Origin of the sequence: Sanguibacter sp. Leaf3 (genome assembly GCF_001425965.1) — a bacterium.
GTDB classification, from domain to species: domain Bacteria; phylum Actinomycetota; class Actinomycetes; order Actinomycetales; family Cellulomonadaceae; genus Sanguibacter; species Sanguibacter inulinus.
The window spans coordinates 1111826-1130185 of the sequence record NZ_LMRH01000001.1 but is presented as its reverse complement, the minus strand read 5'-3'; the positions used below and the strand labels follow the sequence as shown (position 1 = coordinate 1130185).

The window sequence follows — 18360 nt, the reverse complement described above, 5'->3', positions numbered from 1 at the left end:
AGGACCGTTACGCCCGACGGCTCAGCGGGTGACCTCTGCGGAAGTCACCGGCTCGACCGTCAGGACGCTCACCTCGACCGAGCCCGGCTCGAGGCCGTGCTCGACGAGCAGCTCCCGGACGACCTCGCGGACCCTGTGCGCGACAAGACGCGCCTCGTCTCCCTGCACGGCGAGGTGCACGGCCACGTCGACGGTCCCGCCTGTCGGCGTGAGGCGGACGAGGTCTTCCGGGTCGGGAGCCGTCGACCACGAGCGGACCACGGTCGCCAGCGTCGGCTCGACCCGGAGCACCCCGGGGTCGGCGAGGATCGCCTGCGCGATCTCGCGGCGCACCGCGTCGGTGCCGGCCCGACCTGTCGTCACCGGTCGACCTGTCGTCTCCGGACGACGCGTCGTCACCCGGCCGCCGGGTGTCGTCGGCACACCAGGGGTCACCGGAACCCCCGGCACCAGGTGCGGCGCTCCGGGCATCCTCTGGCTGGGGTTCGTCTCAGACATCGCGCGTGTCCCTCACCTCGATGTCGACGCGGACCACGTCGACTCCCACCTCGCTGCTCACTCTTCTCCTCACGCTGCTGCGGACCTCGGCCGCGACCGCCGGGATCGAGGCCGACACGGGCACGGTGATCTGCAGGGTCGCCTCGACCCTGGACGGCCGGGCACGGCCGTAGCTGTCGGGCCCCTGCCGCAGGTCCAGGACGCCGGCGGGGCTGGCCTGCCACGGTCCACGACCGTCGACGACGAGCGAGACCACGCAGCGCTCGACCTCGACACCCGGGACCGCGTCGCCGGCTCGCCGGGCGCTCGCCGAGACCGCCTGCTCGCTCACGGTCAGCTCCGGGGCCGGCTCGCTGACCTCGGGCTCGTCGAGCGGGAACCGGCGACCACGGCGCACCTCTGCGCGGGCCACGTCCATGATCCGGCCGAGCACGGCGGGATCCGGCTCGAGACCGGGTGCGGTCCGCTCGGCCTCGCGCTCGAGCGCGGTCAGGCTCGCGAGCTCGCCGAGGTCTCGGCGGGCCTGCTCGCAGTGCGGGCAGCCTCGCTCGTGCTCGTCGGGGGGTGACCCGATCCTGTCCCAGACCGCGTCCATGTCGCGGCCGCAGGCCAGGCGGGAGGACGGACGCTCGCTCATCGCCATGCTTCCATTCCTTTCGCCAGGTTCTGCCGGGCCCGTGCGATCCGACCGCGCACCGTCGACAGGGGCAGGCCGGTCGCTGCGGCGATCTCGGGGTACGAGAGCTCGTGCAGCTCCCGGAGCACCCAGCATGACCGCTGCTCGTCCGTGAGCCTGCCGAGCTCGACGTTCAGCCGTCGGAGCTGCTCGGCGTGCTCGGTCGCGGCCACGGGGTCTGCTGACCCCGTCCCTGCGGCGAGCCTGCCACGAGAGCCGGCCTCGAACACCGTGTCGTCCCCGGCCGGCTCCGTGCTGCGACGGGCTCTGGTCCTCAGCACCGACATGCACCGTCGGGTCATGATCTGGTAGACCCAGCCGTGGAACGCTGGCAGGTCTGTCAAGGACGGCAGCTTGCGCCAGACCGAGACCATCGTGTCCTGGAGAGCGTCCTCGGCCTCGCCCCGGTCGCCCAGCAGCCGCACCGCGAGCCTGAAGAGCGGGCCCTGGTACCGACGGCTCAGCTCTTCGAAGGCCGCGAGGTCCCCGGACTGCGCACGTCCGACGATGGTCGCCTCGGACGGTCCGTGGGCCCCGCCGTCAGGTGGGGACGTCACGACGTCCCGGGCCGGGGACCGGTGGTCTCCGTGCGGACCGCTCACCCTCGCTCACCTCCTCGTCGTCGCTCCTACCTTCTCCGCAGATGCGTCCCTCGGCACCTCGAGACGGGTGCTGGGGCGCAGGTCTCACCCGCCGTCCGGCGTGCGCCTCGGCTGGTCCGGACGGCGCTCGGTCTTGCGGACCAGGTGGCCGGCACGGTTGATCACGGTGCCGAGGCCACGCAGGCCCCAGCTCACGACTCGGGTCATCACGCTGGCGATCATGGGGTTCTCCTGAGGTGTGCGGGGTGGGGGGAAGGGGCTTCAGACGGACGGTCAGACCGTGATCTGACCGTGCGTGCGCCGGGTGCGCTGGACGTCGACGAGCACGCCCAGGCGCGCGAGCCGCGTGTCCAGGGCCGTGGCGACCGATGCCGCCACGACAGTGTCGACCTCGCGCAGGACCTCGCCGAGGTCGGCGCGGTCGTCGACCACGAGGCGCAGCGTGAGGTCCGGGGTGCGGGCGCTTCCGCGGAGCACGGCGCTGGCGCCGCTGACACCGGCGAGCGACCTCGCCTGCTCCTCCACGGCGTCGGTGAGGACCGACGGCGCGCACGCCGTGAGGCCCGTCACGGACGACGACTGGAGGCGGAGGTCCTTGGCCTCGTGCTTGCGCGGGACCTGCGCGACCAGCCAGGCCGCGCTCGCGAGGGCGAGGACGAGCGCCACGACCCCCACGACGACGGGGAACCAGGACTGGTCCCCCACGGTCGTGCCCGAGATCAGGTCGGCGTCGCGCCCGGGGAGCCGCTCGGCGAGGTCGGCGGGCAGCACAGAGCTCCACGCCCCCGTCGCGATGCCCGTGACGAGCGCACCGAGGACCAGCAGGACCAGCCCGGTGATGCCGAGCCAGGTCCGGTTGAGACGAGAGGGTGCGTGGTGCATCAGGACTCCTTCACACGGACACGGGACTGGACGGGGCGGACCGGGCCGGTCCCGAGGACGTCGAGACGCGACCGGACGGCCTCTTCCACGGCGCTACGGACCGTGTCGGCATCGTCGAGCGACGACGTCACGGCCAGGACCCGCACCGCGGTGCTGGAGGCCCTGACGTCGACGTGCTCGACACCGTCGACCTCGTCGGCGGCAGCTGCGGCGAGCCGGGCGAGACCGCGCTGGGTGAGCACCACCTCGGACTGCTCGGCGTTCTCGACCTCCAGCGCGATCGCAGCGCCGCTGCGCCTGCCGGGGACGACTGCTGCCAGGAGCAGCACGACACCGAGGACGAGGACGACCGCACCGGTCGCGAGGACCGTGGTTGACCCCCAGGTCTGCTGCCCCAGGGACGACGCAGGGTCGACGAACCACGTCGGCCAGGTGCCGTCGACGAGGCGCGACACGCTCGCGACCGTGAGGACCACGGCGCCCGCGAGGACGACGAGCGCCACGACCGAGGCGGTCAGGGAACGGCTCGGTCGAGGCCTGAGCTGGACCTGGTTCATCGCAGTCTCTCCTTCCTGGTGCGTGCGCCGGCCGGTGCCGGCTGGAGCCCGTCGATGCGGACGTCCACGCGCCGGACCTGGACACCGGTCAGCGCGGTGACCCGCTGCTGCACCCGGTCCCTGATGGTGTCTGCGGCCGACCGCAGCGACACGGGGTAGGCGAGCCCGACGGTGACCCGCAGGTCGGCGAAGCCGCTGTGGAGGTCCACCTCGACCGTGGGCCGGGTCCGACCTCCGACCCGCTCGCGCCAGCCCAGCAGCCCGCGTGACGTGCTGTACGTCTCGCTGACCTCGTCGACGACCTGCGAGGCGATCTTCTCCACCACGCCGTCGGAGAGCGTCAGGGTCCCGCGAGCACGCGGCTCGTCCGCCTGACCGGACCCGACGCCGGTGGTGGGCGTCGAGGCGCTCATCGCTTCTCGGACGCTCGGCCCAGGATGCCCTGGACGTCGATGCGGCCGTCGAGCGCCAGACCGACGACCAGCCCGATGCTGCCGAAGGCGAGGACGGTGATGAAGGCGGCGAACGAGCCGAAGGCGGCCGTGAGCCCGAGGACGAGCCCGACGGCGAGGCCGATCATGGTGCGCGACATGAGAGTTCCTTCTGTTGGCATGAGGGTGGTGGCCAGAGCGTGGGGGTCAGCGGTGCGGGTGCCAGAGGGGGGTCAGGCACCCGCACCGCCGTCATGGGGCGACGCTTCAGCGCGCGTCGGTCAGCGCAGGGTGTGGCAGCGCAGGGTGGGGCAGCGCCGGGTCGGTCAGCGCAGCTCGGCCGACTCGAACGAGGAGGACGTGTCCTCTGCGTCGTCGTCCGGCAGGTGCACGTCGGTGACGTTGATGTTCACCGCGACGACCTCGAGGCCGGTGCCGTACTCGACGGCCTGGATGACGTTCTCGCGGATCTGCTCGCTGACCTGGACGACCGACTCGCCGTAGTCCAGGACGATCGCGATCTCGATCGCGGTCTGGGTCTCGCCCTTCTCCACGGAGACGCCGCCGGTGACGTTGGTCTGGCTGCCAGGGATGCGCTGCGCGAGGGCGTTCACGGCACGACGCGCGGCGTTGCCCATCGCGTAGACGCCAGGGACCTCGCGGGTGGCCATCCCGGCGATCTTGGCGACGACGCTCTCGGCGACGGTCGTGTCGCCGTGCTCGGTGTGCAGGGCGTCGAGCTCGCGCTGCTGGGTCTCGTCCTGCGCGGCCTCCCGGACGCGACGTTCTTCGCCGGTGGCGGGGATCTGGTCCTGCGACATGGTGAGCTCTCCTTCGTGGTGCTCTGTGAAACACGGTCACAGGTAAGGACGCCACGACCTCACGGATCGTCACGGACGAGTTCTCGGAGGCCGGGTGAAACCGCGACGAGCGGTCGCGCCGCCCCGCGCGACGGGTGACGATCCTCCTCGTCCCGACGCCGCTGCGGCGGCGTCTCGTCCTCCCCCTTCCCCCCCCCGGAACGAGCACGCATGTCCCGATCCCCCAACCCCCGCAGGCGGCCCCAGCCTCGCGTCCGCCGACCTCGTATCTCTGCGCGCGGTGCTGCGGTCCTCTGCCTCGCCAGCCTGAGCCTCGGCCCGGCGGTCCTCTCCGCCCCGCCCGCCGTCGCGGCCGAGCTGACGTCTGCCGTCACCTCGGCGACCCTCGCCTCGACCACCTTCTGGGCGTGGGAGGCCGTCCGGCTGGACGTCGCCTGGGCTGTGCCGGACGGTGCACGAGGCGGCGACACGTTCACGATCTCGCTGCCCGACGAGCTGCGGCCCTTCTCGACGGTCGGCTTCGACCTGCTCAGCCCGGACGGTGACCGGGTCGCCTCTGCCGTGTGGGAGGGGCGGACGGCTGTCGTCACCCTCAGCGACTACGTCGACGAGAGGTCCGGTGTCACCGGCCACGTGTTCTTCGACGTCGCGTGGCACGGCGCCCGCTTCGGCACCGCACCGCAGCAGCGGGTCCTCGACCTCGCCGGTACGCCCGTCCCCGTGACGATGCTCGGCGACGCCGAGGACGTCGTCCCCGACGGCTACGCCGGGACCTGGGGATTCTGGCAGCACACCGACCAGGGGACGACGCAGGCACAGGCGGCCGTCGGCTGGGAAATCCGCCTGCCGTCTCGGGCCGAGGGCTTCGACGGGCCCGTCACGGTGACGGAGTCTCTGGACCCGGGGCAGGTCCTCGACTGCGACTCGTTCTCGCTCAGCGGGCAGGTCGGCGCAGGCCGCGGCACCCCTGTGTACTCGGTCCTCGAATCGGCCCCCGAGCGCGTGCTCGCCTTCGAGTGCAACCCGGGCGGTTTCACCCTGACCCTCGACGAGATCCGGCCCGGCGAGATCATGGTCGGACGCTTCGGTGCCGATCTGGTCGAGCTCGGGCACGAGCCGTCGAGCACTGTGACCCTCAGCCACGCCGGTGGCACGCAGGTGCTGACGGCACGTCTCGTCAGGACAGTCTCGGGCGGGGCTGGGTCGGGGTCCGGGACTCCTGCTCCGGTGCCGGTGCCTGGTCCGACTCCTGCTCCCGAGCCCGCGCCGGACCCCGTCCCGTCTCCAGCGCCGGACCCAGCTCCCGCCCCGGGGCCCGACCCGACCAGGCCCACCGAGCCCACGCCGGACAGCCCCTCGGACCCACCGACCCCTCAGCCCTCCGGACCCGCTGCACCCGACGACTCCCCTGCCGTCCCCGGGCCGCCCCGTGAGCCGGGCGGGCAGGACCAGACCACCTCAGTCCTGCGTCCCGGACCGTTCGATGCAGGTGCGGGTGGTGGATCTGCCGCCCCTCGGCAGCACTCCGCGACGGCGACAGACGTCTCGTCCACGTCAGCGCCCTCCGACGCCGCAGTCGAGTCCCGAGCCCTTGCCGTGACAGGCCCCGGGTCGGCGCCGGCTGTCGCCGCGTCGGTCGGCGCGCTGCTCACCGCCGGAGCCACCCTGCTCCGCGCCGCCCGCACGACCCGACGACCACTGACCCGCCGGGCACACAGCCGCCGGTCTTGTTGACAGGTCTCCCGGCGATGCCACCCGCCAGCTCCAGGTGGCCCCGGAGCGCAGCTGACCCGCTCGACGGCGTGAGCGCGACCGTCGGACGACAGCGCAGAGGGCCCGAGCCACGGTCGGCTCGGGCCCTCTGCGCGAGCAGCTACCGCTGGACGCGGGCGGAGCCTCCACCGGCGAGCTTGGCGACCTCGGCGAGGCTCGCCGTCGAGGTGTCGCCCGGGGTCGTCATGGCGATCGCGCCGTGAGCCGCGCCGTACTCGACGGCCGACTGGATGTCGCCGATCTCCATGAGCCCGTAGGCGAGGCCGGAGGCGAAGGAGTCGCCGCCACCCACGCGGTCGAGGATCTCGAGGTTCGGGCGGTGCGTCGCCTCGGCGAAGCCCTGCTCACGGCTCCAAGCGATCGCACCCCAGTCGTTGTCGGACGCCGAGTGCACGCCGCGCATGGTCGTGGCGATGACCTGGAAGTTCGGGTACGCCGCGGCCGCGGTCTCGATCATCGCGCGGAAGGCACCGGTGTCGAGGTCGGTGAGGTTCTCGTCGACGCCCTCGACCTCGAAGCCGAGGCTGGCCGTGAAGTCTTCTTCGTTGCCGATCATCACGTCGACGTACTGCGCGAGCCGCGTGTTGACCTCCTGGGCTCGGGCCGAGCCGCCGATGCCCTTCCACAGGGAGGGACGGAAGTTGAGGTCGTAGGACACGATCGTCCCGTGCTCGCGGGCCGAGCGCATGGCCGCCTCGGCGACGTCTGCCGAGGACTCGGAGAGCGCCGCGAAGATGCCGCCTGTGTGCAGCCAGCGGACGCCACGACGGCCGAAGAGGTCGTCCCAGTCGACATCGCCGGGCTGCATCTGCGAGATGGCGGTGTTGCCACGGTCCGAGACGCCGACGGCCCCGCGCACGCCGAAGCCGCGCTCGGTGAAGTTGATGCCGTTGCGGACCGAGCGGCCGATACCGTCGTAGTCGACCCAGCGGATGTAGCTCGTGTCGATGCCGCCGGTGAGGATGAAGTCCTCGACCAGACGGCCGACCTCGTTGTCCGCGAGGGCGGTGACGACAGCTCCGCGCAGGCCGAAGCATCGGCGCAGGCCGCGGGCGACGTTGTACTCGCCGCCACCCTCCCACGCGTCGAAGCTGCGGGCGGTCTTGATGCGGCGCTCGCCCGGGTCGAGGCGGAGCATGACCTCGCCGAGGGACACGACGTCGAAGTCGCAGTCTGCGGCGGGGCGGACGGTCAGGGCGGGGCTGGTGGTCTCAGGCATGTCAGGCTCCGATCGTGGCGGGGGTCTGGGCGGCCAGCTCGACGGCCTCGGCGGTGCGGCGGGTGATCTCGGCCCAGTCCTCGGCCTCGATGAGGCTGCGCTCGACCATCCAGGAGCCGCCTGCGGCGATGACGGACGGGAGGGCGAGGTAGTCACCGACGGTCGCGGCGGAGATACCACCGGTCGGGACGAAGCGCAGACCCGGGAACGGTGCCGAGAAGGCCTTGATCGCCGAGGGCCCGCCGAGGGTCGCCGCGGGGAAGAGCTTGACGATGTCGAGGCCGAGCGCGAGGGCGGCCATGATGTCGCTCGGTGTGGCGACACCGGGCAGGATCGGCACACCCACAGCCTGCGCGCGCTCGACGACAGCAGCGCTGAGCCCGGGCGAGACGAGGAACTGCGCACCGGCCTCGACGGCGCTGTCGACCTGCTCGGGACGCACCACGGTGCCGGCTCCGACGACGAGCTCGGGGAGGGCTTTGAGCGCTGTGAGCGCGGCCTGCGCTCCGGCTGTGCGGTAGGTGACCTCGATGACGTCGAGCCCGCCGTCGAGGAGAGCCTTGCCGAGCGGGACGGCGTGGTCGGGGTTGTCGATGACGACGACGGGGACGATCCGTGCCGCCGCGAGGGATTCGGTGATGGTCTTCTCTGACATGTCCGCGTGAACCTCTGCTATCGTTTCGTATGGGCAAACGGTCGTTGCCGGTTGCGAAATCAGGATAACAAAGGAGCGGGACCATGGACAGAGCGGGTCACGACGGCACAGACCGCCCAGGCAGCTCCCCCGACGCGACCTCCCCGATGGGCAGCGTCGACAAGGCGCTCCTCGCCCTCCAAGAGCTCAGTGCCGCCGGGACGGGCGGTCTGCCGCTCGCCGACCTCGCGCAGCGGCTCGGCCTCAACAAGACCTCCTTGCACCGCACGCTCGCAGCCCTGAGGTTCCGCGGCTTCGCCGACCAGGACGCAGCAACCGGGCACTACGTCCTCGGCCCCGCAGCCACAGCCCTCGCCTCGTCGTACCTCTCCGAGGAGAACCTGCCGAGCCTGCTGCAGAACGCCCTCACCTCGCTGTGCGCCCAGACCGACGAGCTCGTGCACCTCGGGGTGCTCTCGGGCGCGGAGATCCTCTACCTCGACAAGGTCGAACCGGCCCGTCCGGTCCGCGTGTGGTCGGCCGTCGGCCGCCGCCAGCCCGCTGCGACCACAGGCCTCGGCCGCGCGATCCTCTCGCGCAGGTCCGTCGACCCGGCCTCGCTCGCGTGGTTCGCCGGCGACAGGCTGCCCGCCGAGCGGCTCGCCCAGATCCTCGACCTCTCGCGGTCGCGGGGGTACGCGACCGAGACCGAGGAGAACGAGGTGGGCATCAGCTGCCTCGCCGTGCCGCTGCTGCGCGACGGCGCAGCGATCGCGGCGATGTCGATCACGGCCCCGTCCGAGCGCATGACGGATGCCCGCAGGACCGAGCTCGCGACGACCATCGCGCGGGAGATCCCCCCGCTCCTCCCGGCCGGGATGAGCCTGCCGGCTGAGCTCGGCTGACACAGACAGGGCGTCCGGACGACCAGACGGGCCGCTTGGCCCTAGGCTGTGACCAGCGGCCCGACCTCCCGGTGACGGGAACGGGTCGTGTGCTCGGCCTGCGTGCGTCCCGACCATCGGAGTCCGGGCACCGGTAGGCCTGCGCACGCACGGCTCGACACTTCGCACTGACACAGGAGTTCTGCGACATGACCGTTCTGGTGGCCTACAACGAGACCCCTCAGGGTGAGGCAGCCTTCGCGGCGGCCGTGGCCGAGGCGGCCCGCCGCACGACGACGGTCACGGTGCTCGTCCTGACCCCGCAGCCCGATGCCGCGCCCGTCCCCCCGCACCTCGCCCACCTGCTCGAGACCGTCGCAGGAGAGAAGGTCGAGGTCGCGTTCCGCCTCGACAGCATCGACGTCGCCGACGCGATCCTCGACCACGCCGAGCGCTCCGGGGCCGAGGTCATCGTCATCGGCTCGCGCAAGCGCTCGAGCGTCGGCAAGTTCCTCCTCGGCAGCACCACGCAGCGCGTGCTGCTCGACTCGGCCGTCCCGGTGCTCGTCATCAAGGCGACGCACTGACGCTCGCCGTCGAGACGCACCTCTGACCCATGCCCTCAGGGCGCTCCTGTGACGCACGCTGTCGGGTGCTCCTCTGACCCGTGCCCTCGGGACGCTCCTCTGACGCTCGCCGCCAGGGCGAACCACCGACGCGGCAGCCCCGCTCGGCGTGTCTCTCGTCACACTGCGCCCAGAAATTCGTTGAGGATTCAACGATCCTGCTCTCCGCACCTGCGACGACGTCCGACAGTGCCCATCCCCGTCGCTCCTGACGTCGAACTTGTCACGCTCCACCGTGGGTGGAATCTAGTTGAATGCTTAACCGCGCCGAACGTCACGCCGATGAGCACATAGATCAGCAGCCGGCACCGTGCCGCTGCGGCGGACACGGAAGGCACGAGCATGACGAGCACGAGACCCGGCTTGAGAAGCCTTGTCGTGGCACTGGTGACAGCAGCCCTGGCGACGGGGACCATCGCCGCTGGCGCACTCCCGGCAACCGCGGCCGACCCTGCCGCAGAGCCGACCACCTGGCTGGTCCAGGTCGACGGCGACCCAGCCGCCGTGACCGCGGACCTCGCCGAGCAGGGTGTCACCACGGTCCAGGAGTACGACGCCGCCCTCGACGGCTACGTCGTCGAGGCGACACCCGAGCAGATCGACGCGATCTCCCAGACCGAGGGCGTCGCCGAGGTCGAGCCCGACCTCGACGTGAGCATCACCGAGAGCTCGAGCCAGAGCGGCGCCCCCTGGGACCTCGACAGGCTCGACCAGGTGGCCCTCCCCCTCGACAAGACCTACACCTACCCGAGCTCGGCCGGCGCGGGCGTGCGCGTCTACGTCCTCGACACCGGCGTGGACTCGGCGATCCCCGAGCTCGGCGGACGGGTCGCCCCGGGGTTCTCCGCCTTCGCGGACACGACCGGGACAGCCGACTGCCACGGCCACGGCACCCACGTCGCCGGCACTGTCGCCTCGCGCACCTACGGTGTCGCGAAGTCTGCGACCGTCGTCCCGGTCCGTGTCCTCGGGTGCTCCGGGTCGGGCAAGATGTCCGACGTCATCAGCGGTCTCGACTGGGTGGTCAAGAACCACCCGGCCGGCACGCCCGGGGTCGTCAACATGTCCCTGTCGGGGGCACGCAGCGACATCATGGGTCGGGCCGTCGACGCCGCGACAGCAGCGGGCCTCCTCGTCGTCGTCGCCGCAGGCAACACGAACACCGACGCCTGCCAGGCCTCCCCGTCGGACGTGCCCTCGGCACTGACCGTCGGAGCCAGCACGATCACCGACTCCCGCGCGACCTTCTCGAGCTGGGGCACCTGCGTCGACGGCTTCGCCCCCGGTGAGCGCATCGTCTCGACAGCCCCCGGCGGCACGACGGCGACCCGTTCCGGCACGTCGATGGCAGCCCCGCACGTCGCCGGGCTCGCAGCGCTCCTGCTCGCCGACTCCCCGCGGCTGACCCCCAAGGACGTCACCGACAGGCTCGTCAGCTCGAGCCGGACGGGTGTCACCGACCGCAGCGCGGGCAGCCCGGACCGACTCTTCGGCCTCACGCTGGCCACAGCCCCGGTCACGGCGCCCGCTCCAGCTCCGGCTCCGGCGCCCGCTCCGGCACCGGCACCGGCACCGAAGCCGACCCCGGCGCCTGCTCCGGTCGCGCCCGCTGCTCCGACGAAGCTCGGGGTCTCTGCAGTCACCACCATCGCGGCCACGCTCTCCTGGACGCCCGCTGCGGGCACCCCAGCCACGAGCTGGACGGTCCAGCGCTCAACCGACGGGAAGACCTGGACACCGGTCGCTGCCCAGGGCACGACGGCCAGGCTCACCGGGCTCGCCCCCGCCACGAAGTACCAGGTCCGGGTGGCAGCGAACGCTGCTGCAGGCCGGAGCCCGTGGGCGACGGTCACCGTCACGACCGCCGCACGACCCTCGGGGATCCGCACGCCCACCGTCACGTCGAGGGCCCCGTCCACCGCGGCGCTGACCTGGACCGCTCCCGCGACCTCGGGCACGCTCATCACGGACTACAGAGTCGAGCTGTCACGAGACGGCAAGAAGTGGTCGACCTTCGCCGACGGCGTCAGCACGGCGCCGAAGGTCCAGCTCACGGGTCTCGCCCCGTCGGCGACCTACAGCGTGCGCATCACCCCTGTCGCCGACGGCACGACGACAGGCGCGCAGGCCGTCGTCAAGGTGACGACCCTCGCGGCGCCCTCCGCACCCCGAGCCATGAAGGTGACCGCGAGCACTGCCACCACGCTCTCCCTCGCCTGGACGGCGCCGGCGACGTCTGGCCCTCAGGTCACCGACTACAAGGTCCAGGTCACGCGCGACCGCAAGACCTGGACGACCGTCAAGGACGGCGTGAGCCCCAAGACCTCGGTGCAGATCACCGGCCTCGCGAAGAACACGGCGTACACGGTCCGGGTCACGGCGATCTCCGGGACCGCCTCGAGCACCTCCTACGCCGAGATCAAGGCCTCGACCCGCAAGTGACCTACGGCAAGCCCTGAGGCCACGCTCCTCCGTCACGGGCAGATCGACGCGAGGCATGTCCTCCCGGTCCTCCGGGAAGACGACACGCACAGCGAAGGGGCACCAGCATCGCTGGTGCCCCTTTCTCTGCGTGCAGGCCGCTCTCGGCCTCGCGGGTCCTCGTGCCGGCGACGACCGGTCGCCCGGTCACTCTCCCGTGGTGCCGTCGAGCAGCTCGCGGAGGATGTCGACGTGCCCGAGGTGCCGGGCGGTCTCTTCGATGACGTGCACGAGGACCCAGCGGAGCGACGGGTACTCGGGGTTGTCGGGCGCCTCGTCGAGGTCGTGCCGGGCGAGCACCTCGTCAGCCTCCGCCCATGACGCCCTGTAGTCGTCGATGATCTCCGCCAGGGAGTCCTGAGCGGTCACGCGGAACTCACCGTCCGGGTCCTCGTCGCTGCCGAAGCGGCGGTCGTAGGGGCGCTGCTCGACGGCCTCGACGAACCACGACCGCTCGACGTCGGCCAGGTGGCGGATGATCCCCGACACCGTGGTGAGGCTGGGCAGCAGACGCCGCGCGGCGTCCTCGTCACTGAGACCCTGCGCCTTGATGACGACGGTCTCGCGGTTGAGCATCAAGAAGCCCATGAGGGTGCTCTTCTCGTCACCGCGTCCGGGAGGCTGGGTCCGGGGAGTGTCCTGCGTCACATCGCTCATGATCCCGAGTGTAAGAGGACCAAGGGGCGGCGTGAAGGCCCGCAGCGGGCTGGGTGCGCAGAGGCCGGGGGTGCCGTCCTGGCACCCCCGGCCTCTGCGTCGATCACCTCAGGTCGCGCGGACCCTCCGGCCGGCAGGAATCCCGCACAGCAGGGCAGGGGCCGCCCGCTGTCACCGCGTCCGCTGTCACCGTCAGAGCGCTGCGCGCAGCGCCTCGACGAGCCCGGTGGTCGGACGGCCGAGGAGCGTGCTCAGGTCGCTCGTGACCGTCGCGAGCTCACCGTCGCGGATGTTGCCGTCGAGAGCGACGACAAAGCCGACGGTCCCCTCGTCGAGGCCGAAGCCTGCGAGGACAGCGGCGTGCTCCTCGGGCGAGACGCGGTGGTACGAGACCTCGCGGCCGAGCACCTCGCCGGCAGCGGCGGCGAGCTCGTCGTGCGTCCAGGCGACGTCACCCGAGAGCTCGTAGACCTTGCCCGCGTGCGAGTCGTCGACGAGGACTACGGCAGCGGCCTCGGCGAAGTCCGAGCGGGGCGCCGAGGCGACCTTGCCGTCTCCGACGCTCGCGAGGATCTCGCCCGAGTCCTTGGCCTGCTGGACGGGCTGGAGGTAGTTCTCGGTGTACCAGTTGTTGCGCAGGATGGTCGTGGCCAGGCCCGACTGCGCGAGGTACTCCTCGGTCGCCTTGTGGTCGGGGGCGAGCACGAGGGTCGAGGTGTCGGCCTGCGGTGCGCTCGTGTAGACGACGCGGCCGACGCCCGCAGCCTTCGCGGCGTCGATCACCGCGATGTGCTGAGGGACGCGCTGGCCGACCTCGGAGGAGGAGACGAGCAGCAGGGTGTCGACACCCTCGAAGGCCGCCGCGAGAGTCTCGGGGCGCGAGTAGTCGGCCTCGCGGACCAGGACGCCGCGGGCGGCGAGGTCAGCGGCCTTGGCCGGGGTGCGCACAGCGGCGACGACCTGGTCGGCGGGGGTGCCGCGCTCGAGCAGGGACTCGACGACGAGGCGTCCGAGGTGTCCGGTGGCTCCGGTGACAGCGATCATGGCGTGCTCCTTGTGAGATGGCCGCGCAGACAGGTCCCGCGGCGACGATTCGGCAACACGACGAGCATGGCACTAACTTTTCGAAAGTGCAATCCTTTCCGCAGCACTATCGGTTCCTGATGCACGGTCGTATACTCGAGACATGGCCAGGACCGAGAACGTCGAGACCCACGACCCCGCCGCACCGCGCGAGGTCGGGACCGACGACCTCGAAGACTTCTCAGAGTTCGCCCCCGACGTCTTCCAGCGCGGCTGCAGCTCACGGCAGACCCTCGAGATCGTCGCGGCGAAGTGGGGCGTCCTCGCGCTCGCGGCCCTGCGCGACGGGTCCGTGCGCTTCAACGCGCTGCGCCGCAAGATCGACGGCGTGAGCGAGAAGATGCTGTCCCAGACCCTCCAGGCCCTCGAGCGCGACGGGCTGGTGGTCCGCGAGGTCCGCGAGACGATCCCGCCGCACGTCGAGTACAGCCTTACTGCGCTCGGCACCCAGGTGTCCGACAGCCTCGCCTCGCTCATCCGCGTCATCGAGGACGCCGTCCCCGAGGTGGTCGAGGCCCGCGAGGCCTACGACTCCCGCAAGCCCGCCTGAGCAGCGCAGGGCCGTCGACAGGTCATCGCACCGCTGTGCACCTGAGGACACCCGGGACCGACGCGTCGCGCCCCAGGTCGTCACCCCGGGCGAAGGCGCCCCACACAGCACGGACCGCTCGTGCCGCCTCCTGGACCTGGTCCCACGACGCCCCCTCGACCAGCTCGGCTCGCGCCCAGGTCTTCTCGTCGCCGAAGAGCATCGGCAGGTCGACAGTGTGCGCAGCACCCCACGGGTTCCCGGGCGCGGACCACGACAGCACGTACCTGTGCACCTGCCCACCTGCTCGCGCGTGCCGACGGGCGAAGCGCCGCGCCGACCGCCCGTAGACGACCTCGGTGAGAGCAGCGACGAGGGCACGGCGCACGAGCGGCCCGACGACGGGCAGCGCGATCACCCGCTGGACCACGGGAACCTCGCGGACGAAGAGCCGAGCCTCTTCGGAGGTGCAGCCGATGAGCAGGTCGACCTCCTCGGCCACGGCGTCCCAGGCGTCGTCGACGGCGTCTTCGGGCGGGAGCGGGTCGAAGCCGTACTGGGTGCCGAAGGGCATCGCAGCACGCAGCCCCGAACCCTTCGCGGTCTTCGCGACAGCAGACTGCCGGGCGACGACCTCGTCGACCGGGGTCTGCGCGGTGATGCCCTCGGCGGCCTCGAGCATCGCCGCGTTCATCGCGCTCCTCCCACGGGAGATGCCGAGCGGGGCGCTCTGGACGATCGCGCGGGAGAACAACGACGCAGCCCCAGCCACCGCCATGAGGTGCGCGACGGCATCCCCGCCCGCCGACTGCCCGAAGACCGTCACCCGCGCAGGATCTCCCCCGAAGGCCTCGACGTTGCGCTGGACCCATCGCAGTGCCTCCACCTGGTCGAGCAGCCCGAGGTTCGCGGGGCGCCCGGCGCGCCCTCCGAGGTACCCGAAGATCCCGAGCCTGTAGGTGACGGTCACCGCGACGACCCGCTGCTCGGCGACCAGGGGTGCCGGATCCATCACCGGGACGTCCCCGGCACCCGAGGTGTACGAGCCACCGTGGATCCAGACCATCACCGGGAGCCGCTCCCCGGCCTGGACGTCACGCGGCACCGTGACCGAGAGGTTCTGGCAGCTCTCGTCCGTCGCGAGCGAGCTGAAGTCACCGCCGAGCACCCGTTCGAGGAAGACCACCGGTGCCTGCGGGCACGCTGGCGCCCATCCTGTCGCCTCGAGCACCTCGGTCCTGTCGGCAGCCGGGACCGGCTCCTCGAACCGGCCCGCCGTGGCGTAGGGGATCCCCGTGGCGCGCAGCACGCCGGCGTCGGTGTCGACCCAGCCCACGACGGTCCCCGACGGCGGGTTGAAGGTCGGTCGCTCGGTCATGGTGCCCCTCTCGGTGGTCCTCGCTCGGGCAGCATCAAGGGTATCGACCACCTCGGTCCCTGGCTCGCCCTGCACGCCGCGGTGCTCCGCCCTGACCCGGTCGCGCGAGGTGCGTCTACGTCGACCACCGTCTGAGCGGCCTGCGGGTCGCGGACCTCAGCCCTGCGGGACCGTCAGGCCTCCTGGGCGTGCGGGTACGCCTCGGCCCGGTGCTGGAACCTGAGGATCGCCGGGTTCTCGACGACCCCGTCACGAATCTCGATCGCACGCGCGACGGTCTCGTCGGACGCCCAGCCCGACGGTCCGCTCATGACCGAGCGCAGGAAGGGCAGCACGGCGTCGCTGATCTCCCAGGTCGCCGAGTTCCACAGGTACGAGGGGCTGTGGTCGACGGCGTAGTAGAGGATGTGGTCGCCCACCTCGAAGGTCGGCTCCGGGAAGGTCGTCGGCCGCGCCCAGGAGAACCCCATCCCCTCGTCGCACGACACGTCGACCACGAGGCTCCCCGGCCTGAACGCACCGAGGTCGTCCTCGCAGAGGTAGGTCAGCGGGGCGTCGGTGTCCTGCAGCGTGCAGTTCACGACGATGTCGAACTCCGCCAGGTAGGGGGCGAGCGGGACGCGCCCCTCCTCGGTCAGCACGTGGCTGAGGTTCGGGGCCGTCTCGTCGTGGTCCAGCTGGACGATGCGCGCCGAGTGGATCGGCGAGCCGACGGCTGCCACGTCGCGGTTGGTGAGCACGTGGACGTCGTGGACGCCGTGCGCCCTCAGCGCTGTCACGGCGCCACGCGCCGTCGCCCCGAAGCCGATGACGATCGCGTTGAGGCGGCGTCCGTAGTCCCCCGTCGACCCGGCGAGCTGGAGGGCGTGCAGGACCGAGCAGTACCCGGCGATCTCGTTGTTCTTGTGGAACACGTGCAGCGCGAACCGCCCGTCCCCCGTCCAGTGGTTCATGGCCTCGAAGGCCACGAGGGTGAGGCGACGGTCGATCGCCTGCTGGGTCATCTCGACGTCCTGCACGCAGTGCGGCCACCCCCACAGCACCTGCCCCTCGCGCAGCTCCGCGAGCTCGTGCGCCTGCGGCTTGGGCAGGAGGACGACGTCCGACCTCTCGAGGAGCGCAGCGCGCGGCAGGACCTGACCGACCAGCCCGGCCAGGCGCTCGTCCGTCATGCCGAAGGCCGAGCCGTAGCCGGTCTCGACGATCATCCGCTCGCGCAGGTCTGCGTCGATGCGGTCGAGGTGCGAGGGGTGGATGGGCAGTCGACGCTCGTCGGTCTTCTGCGAGGTCGCGAGCACCCCGAGGGTGAGCAGCTCTCCGGGGACCTCGTGCGCCGGGACGTGCGCGGGCTCGTGCCCCGCCTCGAGGACAGCCTCGTCGCGCGGTTCGTGCTTCGGACCGGACTGCTCTGACCTGTCGGTCATCGTCGCTCCCTCACGGTCACCGCCATGGTGAACCGTTCCAAGAGTACGTCCGCACAGCGTCAAGAGCAGACCAAAGATCTCTCCATGACGGTCGTCAGGAGGTCCCGCTGGCCTCCACGGGACCTCCTGGCGCGCCCTCGGAGCAGAGCCGGACGACAACCGCTCAGCAGCGCCGCGGCCCGGCGAGCGACACAGAGGTGTCTCCGGGTCAGACGCGGAACCGCTCCACCAGGTCGTCCATCAGGGCATCCATCCGTGCGTCGACCTGGCGCCGGGCCGGGTCCGCGTCGTGCCACGCGACGATCTCGCGCGCACCCTGCTCGAAGGTCGTGCGCGGCACGAACCCCGGGGCGATGCTGCGGATCTTGGCGTTGTCGAAGACCATCGAGTGCGCCTTGTCTCCGAGCAGCCCGGCACCCCACCCAGGGTCGACGGCCGCGATCGCGTCCGACGGCACATGGACGATCTTCGCCTCGACCCCTGCTGCGCGCGCGAGCGACTGGGTGATGCGGTCCCACGTCAGCGCCTCGTCCGAGGTGATGTGGAAGGTGTCGCCGACCACCCTCGGGTTGGCGAGCAGAGGGACGAAGCCGAGCGCGAAGTCGTCGGTGTGCGTGATCGTCCACAGCGACGTGCCGTCACCGTGCACGACGACCTCCTTGCCGGCGCGCATCCGCTCGACCGCGGTCCACCCGCCGTCGAGCGGGACGGAGGTCTGGTCGTAGGTGTGCGACGGCCGGACGATCGTTGCGGGGAAGCCGCTGTCACGGTACGCGGCGACGAGCAGGTCTTCGCAGGCGATCTTGTCCTGGGAATAGCCCCAGTACGGGTTACGCAACGGCGTGGACTCGAGCACCGGGCTTCGGGCGGGCGGCGTCTGGTACGCCGAGGCGGAGCTGATGAAGACGTACTGCCCGGTCCTGCCGGTGAAGAGGTCGACGTCCTGCTGCACGTGGCCCGGGGTGAAGGCCACCCAGTCCACGACAGCGTCGAAGTCACTCCCGCCGAGCGCCTCCCGCACCGACCCTGGGTCTCGGACGTCGGCGCGCAACGAGCGCACCTCGGCCGGGAGAGGACGGGTCGTCGACGACCCGCGGTTGAGGACGGTGACGTCGTAGCCGCGCTCGACCGCGAGCCGCACGCTCGCGGAGCTGATGACGCCGCTGCCACCGATGAACAGAACTGTGGGTGCACTCATCGTCTGA

At 71.6% G+C, this 18360-nt stretch carries 21 protein-coding genes; 5 read left to right on the top strand and 16 right to left on the bottom strand.

The window, feature by feature from the left end:
• Positions 1-21: 21 nt before the first annotated feature.
• The 9 genes from ASG53_RS04865 to ASG53_RS04830 form a co-directional block, all read right to left on the bottom strand.
• Complete coding sequence (locus tag ASG53_RS04865; protein WP_156382662.1) at positions 22-363, bottom strand: hypothetical protein; 342 nt, start codon at positions 361-363, stop codon at positions 22-24.
• A gap of 127 nt (positions 364-490) precedes the next feature.
• Entirely contained in the window at positions 491-1141 is a 651-nt protein-coding gene (locus tag ASG53_RS04860; protein WP_056129174.1) for a hypothetical protein, read from the bottom strand.
• Entirely contained in the window at positions 1132-1776 is a 645-nt protein-coding gene (locus ASG53_RS04855) for an RNA polymerase sigma factor (protein WP_056129169.1), read from the bottom strand. Before ASG53_RS04855 ends, ASG53_RS04860 begins: the two co-directional genes overlap by 10 nt.
• Positions 1777-1860: 84 nt before the next feature.
• The gene (locus ASG53_RS19775) at positions 1861-1998 is read right to left on the bottom strand and encodes a hypothetical protein (RefSeq protein ID WP_156382661.1); all 138 of its coding nucleotides are present in this window, start codon (positions 1996-1998) and stop codon (positions 1861-1863) included.
• 51 nt (positions 1999-2049) lie between these two features.
• The gene (locus ASG53_RS04850; RefSeq protein ID WP_056129167.1) at positions 2050-2658 is read right to left on the bottom strand and encodes a hypothetical protein; all 609 of its coding nucleotides are present in this window, start codon (positions 2656-2658) and stop codon (positions 2050-2052) included.
• Positions 2658-3215 (bottom strand): DUF6286 domain-containing protein, encoded by a 558-nt coding sequence (locus ASG53_RS04845; RefSeq protein WP_056129163.1) that lies wholly within the window; start codon positions 3213-3215, stop codon positions 2658-2660. Before ASG53_RS04845 ends, ASG53_RS04850 begins: the two co-directional genes overlap by 1 nt.
• Positions 3212-3628: an Asp23/Gls24 family envelope stress response protein gene (locus ASG53_RS04840; protein ID WP_056129160.1), complete on the bottom strand. Its 417-nt coding sequence runs from the start codon at positions 3626-3628 to the stop codon at positions 3212-3214. The genes ASG53_RS04845 and ASG53_RS04840 overlap by 4 nt, the downstream gene beginning before the upstream one ends.
• Positions 3625-3807 (bottom strand): hypothetical protein, encoded by a 183-nt coding sequence (locus tag ASG53_RS04835; RefSeq protein ID WP_056129157.1) that lies wholly within the window; start codon positions 3805-3807, stop codon positions 3625-3627. Before ASG53_RS04835 ends, ASG53_RS04840 begins: the two co-directional genes overlap by 4 nt.
• Before the next feature lie 165 nt (positions 3808-3972).
• Positions 3973-4467: an Asp23/Gls24 family envelope stress response protein gene (locus tag ASG53_RS04830; RefSeq protein ID WP_056129155.1), complete on the bottom strand. Its 495-nt coding sequence runs from the start codon at positions 4465-4467 to the stop codon at positions 3973-3975.
• 210 nt (positions 4468-4677) lie between these two features.
• Here ASG53_RS04830 and ASG53_RS20500 point away from each other — a divergent pair, with 210 nt between their 5' ends.
• The gene (locus ASG53_RS20500) at positions 4678-6201 is read left to right on the top strand and encodes an Ig-like domain-containing protein (protein WP_056129152.1); all 1524 of its coding nucleotides are present in this window, start codon (positions 4678-4680) and stop codon (positions 6199-6201) included.
• A 139-nt stretch (positions 6202-6340) separates the two neighbouring features.
• On the opposite strand, the gene ASG53_RS04820 is transcribed toward ASG53_RS20500, so the two are convergent.
• Together ASG53_RS04820 and eda are read right to left on the bottom strand one after the other, a co-directional pair.
• Positions 6341-7459 carry a sugar kinase gene (locus ASG53_RS04820; RefSeq protein ID WP_056129149.1) on the bottom strand — a complete coding sequence of 373 codons (1119 nt, stop codon included), beginning with the start codon at positions 7457-7459 and terminating at the stop codon, positions 6341-6343.
• 1 nt (position 7460) lies between these two features.
• Positions 7461-8114: a bifunctional 4-hydroxy-2-oxoglutarate aldolase/2-dehydro-3-deoxy-phosphogluconate aldolase gene (gene eda / locus ASG53_RS04815; protein ID WP_056129145.1), complete on the bottom strand. Its 654-nt coding sequence runs from the start codon at positions 8112-8114 to the stop codon at positions 7461-7463.
• 83 nt (positions 8115-8197) lie between these two features.
• Here eda and ASG53_RS04810 point away from each other — a divergent pair, with 83 nt between their 5' ends.
• From ASG53_RS04810 to ASG53_RS04800, 3 genes are all read left to right on the top strand, one after another.
• Positions 8198-8998 (top strand): IclR family transcriptional regulator, encoded by an 801-nt coding sequence (locus tag ASG53_RS04810; protein WP_056129142.1) that lies wholly within the window; start codon positions 8198-8200, stop codon positions 8996-8998.
• 188 nt (positions 8999-9186) lie between these two features.
• Entirely contained in the window at positions 9187-9564 is a 378-nt protein-coding gene (locus ASG53_RS04805; RefSeq protein ID WP_056129138.1) for a universal stress protein, read from the top strand.
• Between the two features lie 417 nt (positions 9565-9981).
• On the top strand, positions 9982-12045 hold the full coding sequence (locus ASG53_RS04800) for a S8 family serine peptidase (protein WP_056129135.1): 2064 nt from the start codon (positions 9982-9984) through the stop codon (positions 12043-12045).
• A 186-nt stretch (positions 12046-12231) separates the two neighbouring features.
• Here ASG53_RS04800 and ASG53_RS04795 read toward each other — a convergent pair whose 3' ends face one another.
• Positions 12232-12741: a DinB family protein gene (locus ASG53_RS04795; RefSeq protein WP_056129133.1), complete on the bottom strand. Its 510-nt coding sequence runs from the start codon at positions 12739-12741 to the stop codon at positions 12232-12234.
• A gap of 192 nt (positions 12742-12933) precedes the next feature.
• The gene (locus ASG53_RS04790) at positions 12934-13785 is read right to left on the bottom strand and encodes an SDR family oxidoreductase (protein WP_056129130.1); all 852 of its coding nucleotides are present in this window, start codon (positions 13783-13785) and stop codon (positions 12934-12936) included.
• Positions 13786-13927: 142 nt separating this feature from the next.
• Between ASG53_RS04790 and ASG53_RS04785 the strand changes: the two genes are divergently transcribed.
• Positions 13928-14374: a winged helix-turn-helix transcriptional regulator gene (locus ASG53_RS04785; RefSeq protein WP_056129125.1), complete on the top strand. Its 447-nt coding sequence runs from the start codon at positions 13928-13930 to the stop codon at positions 14372-14374.
• Positions 14375-14396: 22 nt separating this feature from the next.
• On the opposite strand, the gene ASG53_RS04780 is transcribed toward ASG53_RS04785, so the two are convergent.
• The 3 genes from ASG53_RS04780 to ASG53_RS04770 all read right to left on the bottom strand — a co-directional run bounded on the left by ASG53_RS04780 (position 14397) and on the right by ASG53_RS04770 (position 18353).
• Entirely contained in the window at positions 14397-15731 is a 1335-nt protein-coding gene (locus tag ASG53_RS04780; protein WP_056129121.1) for a carboxylesterase family protein, read from the bottom strand.
• A 173-nt stretch (positions 15732-15904) separates the two neighbouring features.
• Positions 15905-17155, bottom strand: a complete 1251-nt coding sequence (locus ASG53_RS04775; RefSeq protein ID WP_082543781.1) for a N(5)-(carboxyethyl)ornithine synthase — start codon at positions 17153-17155, stop codon at positions 15905-15907.
• A 208-nt stretch (positions 17156-17363) separates the two neighbouring features.
• Positions 17364-18353, bottom strand: coding sequence for an SDR family oxidoreductase (locus ASG53_RS04770; protein ID WP_056129119.1), 990 nt, complete (start codon positions 18351-18353; stop codon positions 17364-17366).
• Between the last annotated feature and the right edge of the window lie 7 nt (positions 18354-18360).

What these genes read in the sequence shown, in the direction of transcription:
- ASG53_RS04850 (WP_056129167.1), bottom strand. Translation starts at nt 2,658, where the DNA reads ATGCACCACGCACCCTCTCGTCTCAACCGGACCTGGCTCGGCATCACC.
- ASG53_RS04830 (WP_056129155.1), bottom strand. Translation starts at nt 4,467, where the DNA reads ATGTCGCAGGACCAGATCCCCGCCACCGGCGAAGAACGTCGCGTCCGG.
- ASG53_RS04810 (WP_056129142.1), top strand. Translation starts at nt 8,198, where the DNA reads ATGGACAGAGCGGGTCACGACGGCACAGACCGCCCAGGCAGCTCCCCC.
- eda (WP_056129145.1), bottom strand. Translation starts at nt 8,114, where the DNA reads ATGTCAGAGAAGACCATCACCGAATCCCTCGCGGCGGCACGGATCGTC.
- ASG53_RS04770 (WP_056129119.1), bottom strand. Translation starts at nt 18,353, where the DNA reads ATGAGTGCACCCACAGTTCTGTTCATCGGTGGCAGCGGCGTCATCAGC.
- ASG53_RS19775 (WP_156382661.1), bottom strand. Translation starts at nt 1,998, where the DNA reads ATGATCGCCAGCGTGATGACCCGAGTCGTGAGCTGGGGCCTGCGTGGC.
- ASG53_RS04790 (WP_056129130.1), bottom strand. Translation starts at nt 13,785, where the DNA reads ATGATCGCTGTCACCGGAGCCACCGGACACCTCGGACGCCTCGTCGTC.
- ASG53_RS04780 (WP_056129121.1), bottom strand. Translation starts at nt 15,731, where the DNA reads ATGACCGAGCGACCGACCTTCAACCCGCCGTCGGGGACCGTCGTGGGC.
- ASG53_RS04860 (WP_056129174.1), bottom strand. Translation starts at nt 1,141, where the DNA reads ATGGCGATGAGCGAGCGTCCGTCCTCCCGCCTGGCCTGCGGCCGCGAC.
- ASG53_RS04775 (WP_082543781.1), bottom strand. Translation starts at nt 17,155, where the DNA reads ATGACCGACAGGTCAGAGCAGTCCGGTCCGAAGCACGAACCGCGCGAC.
- ASG53_RS04840 (WP_056129160.1), bottom strand. Translation starts at nt 3,628, where the DNA reads ATGAGCGCCTCGACGCCCACCACCGGCGTCGGGTCCGGTCAGGCGGAC.
- ASG53_RS04795 (WP_056129133.1), bottom strand. Translation starts at nt 12,741, where the DNA reads ATGAGCGATGTGACGCAGGACACTCCCCGGACCCAGCCTCCCGGACGC.
- ASG53_RS04805 (WP_056129138.1), top strand. Translation starts at nt 9,187, where the DNA reads ATGACCGTTCTGGTGGCCTACAACGAGACCCCTCAGGGTGAGGCAGCC.
- ASG53_RS04845 (WP_056129163.1), bottom strand. Translation starts at nt 3,215, where the DNA reads ATGAACCAGGTCCAGCTCAGGCCTCGACCGAGCCGTTCCCTGACCGCC.
- ASG53_RS04835 (WP_056129157.1), bottom strand. Translation starts at nt 3,807, where the DNA reads ATGTCGCGCACCATGATCGGCCTCGCCGTCGGGCTCGTCCTCGGGCTC.
- ASG53_RS20500 (WP_056129152.1), top strand. Translation starts at nt 4,678, where the DNA reads ATGTCCCGATCCCCCAACCCCCGCAGGCGGCCCCAGCCTCGCGTCCGC.
- ASG53_RS04820 (WP_056129149.1), bottom strand. Translation starts at nt 7,459, where the DNA reads ATGCCTGAGACCACCAGCCCCGCCCTGACCGTCCGCCCCGCCGCAGAC.
- ASG53_RS04785 (WP_056129125.1), top strand. Translation starts at nt 13,928, where the DNA reads ATGGCCAGGACCGAGAACGTCGAGACCCACGACCCCGCCGCACCGCGC.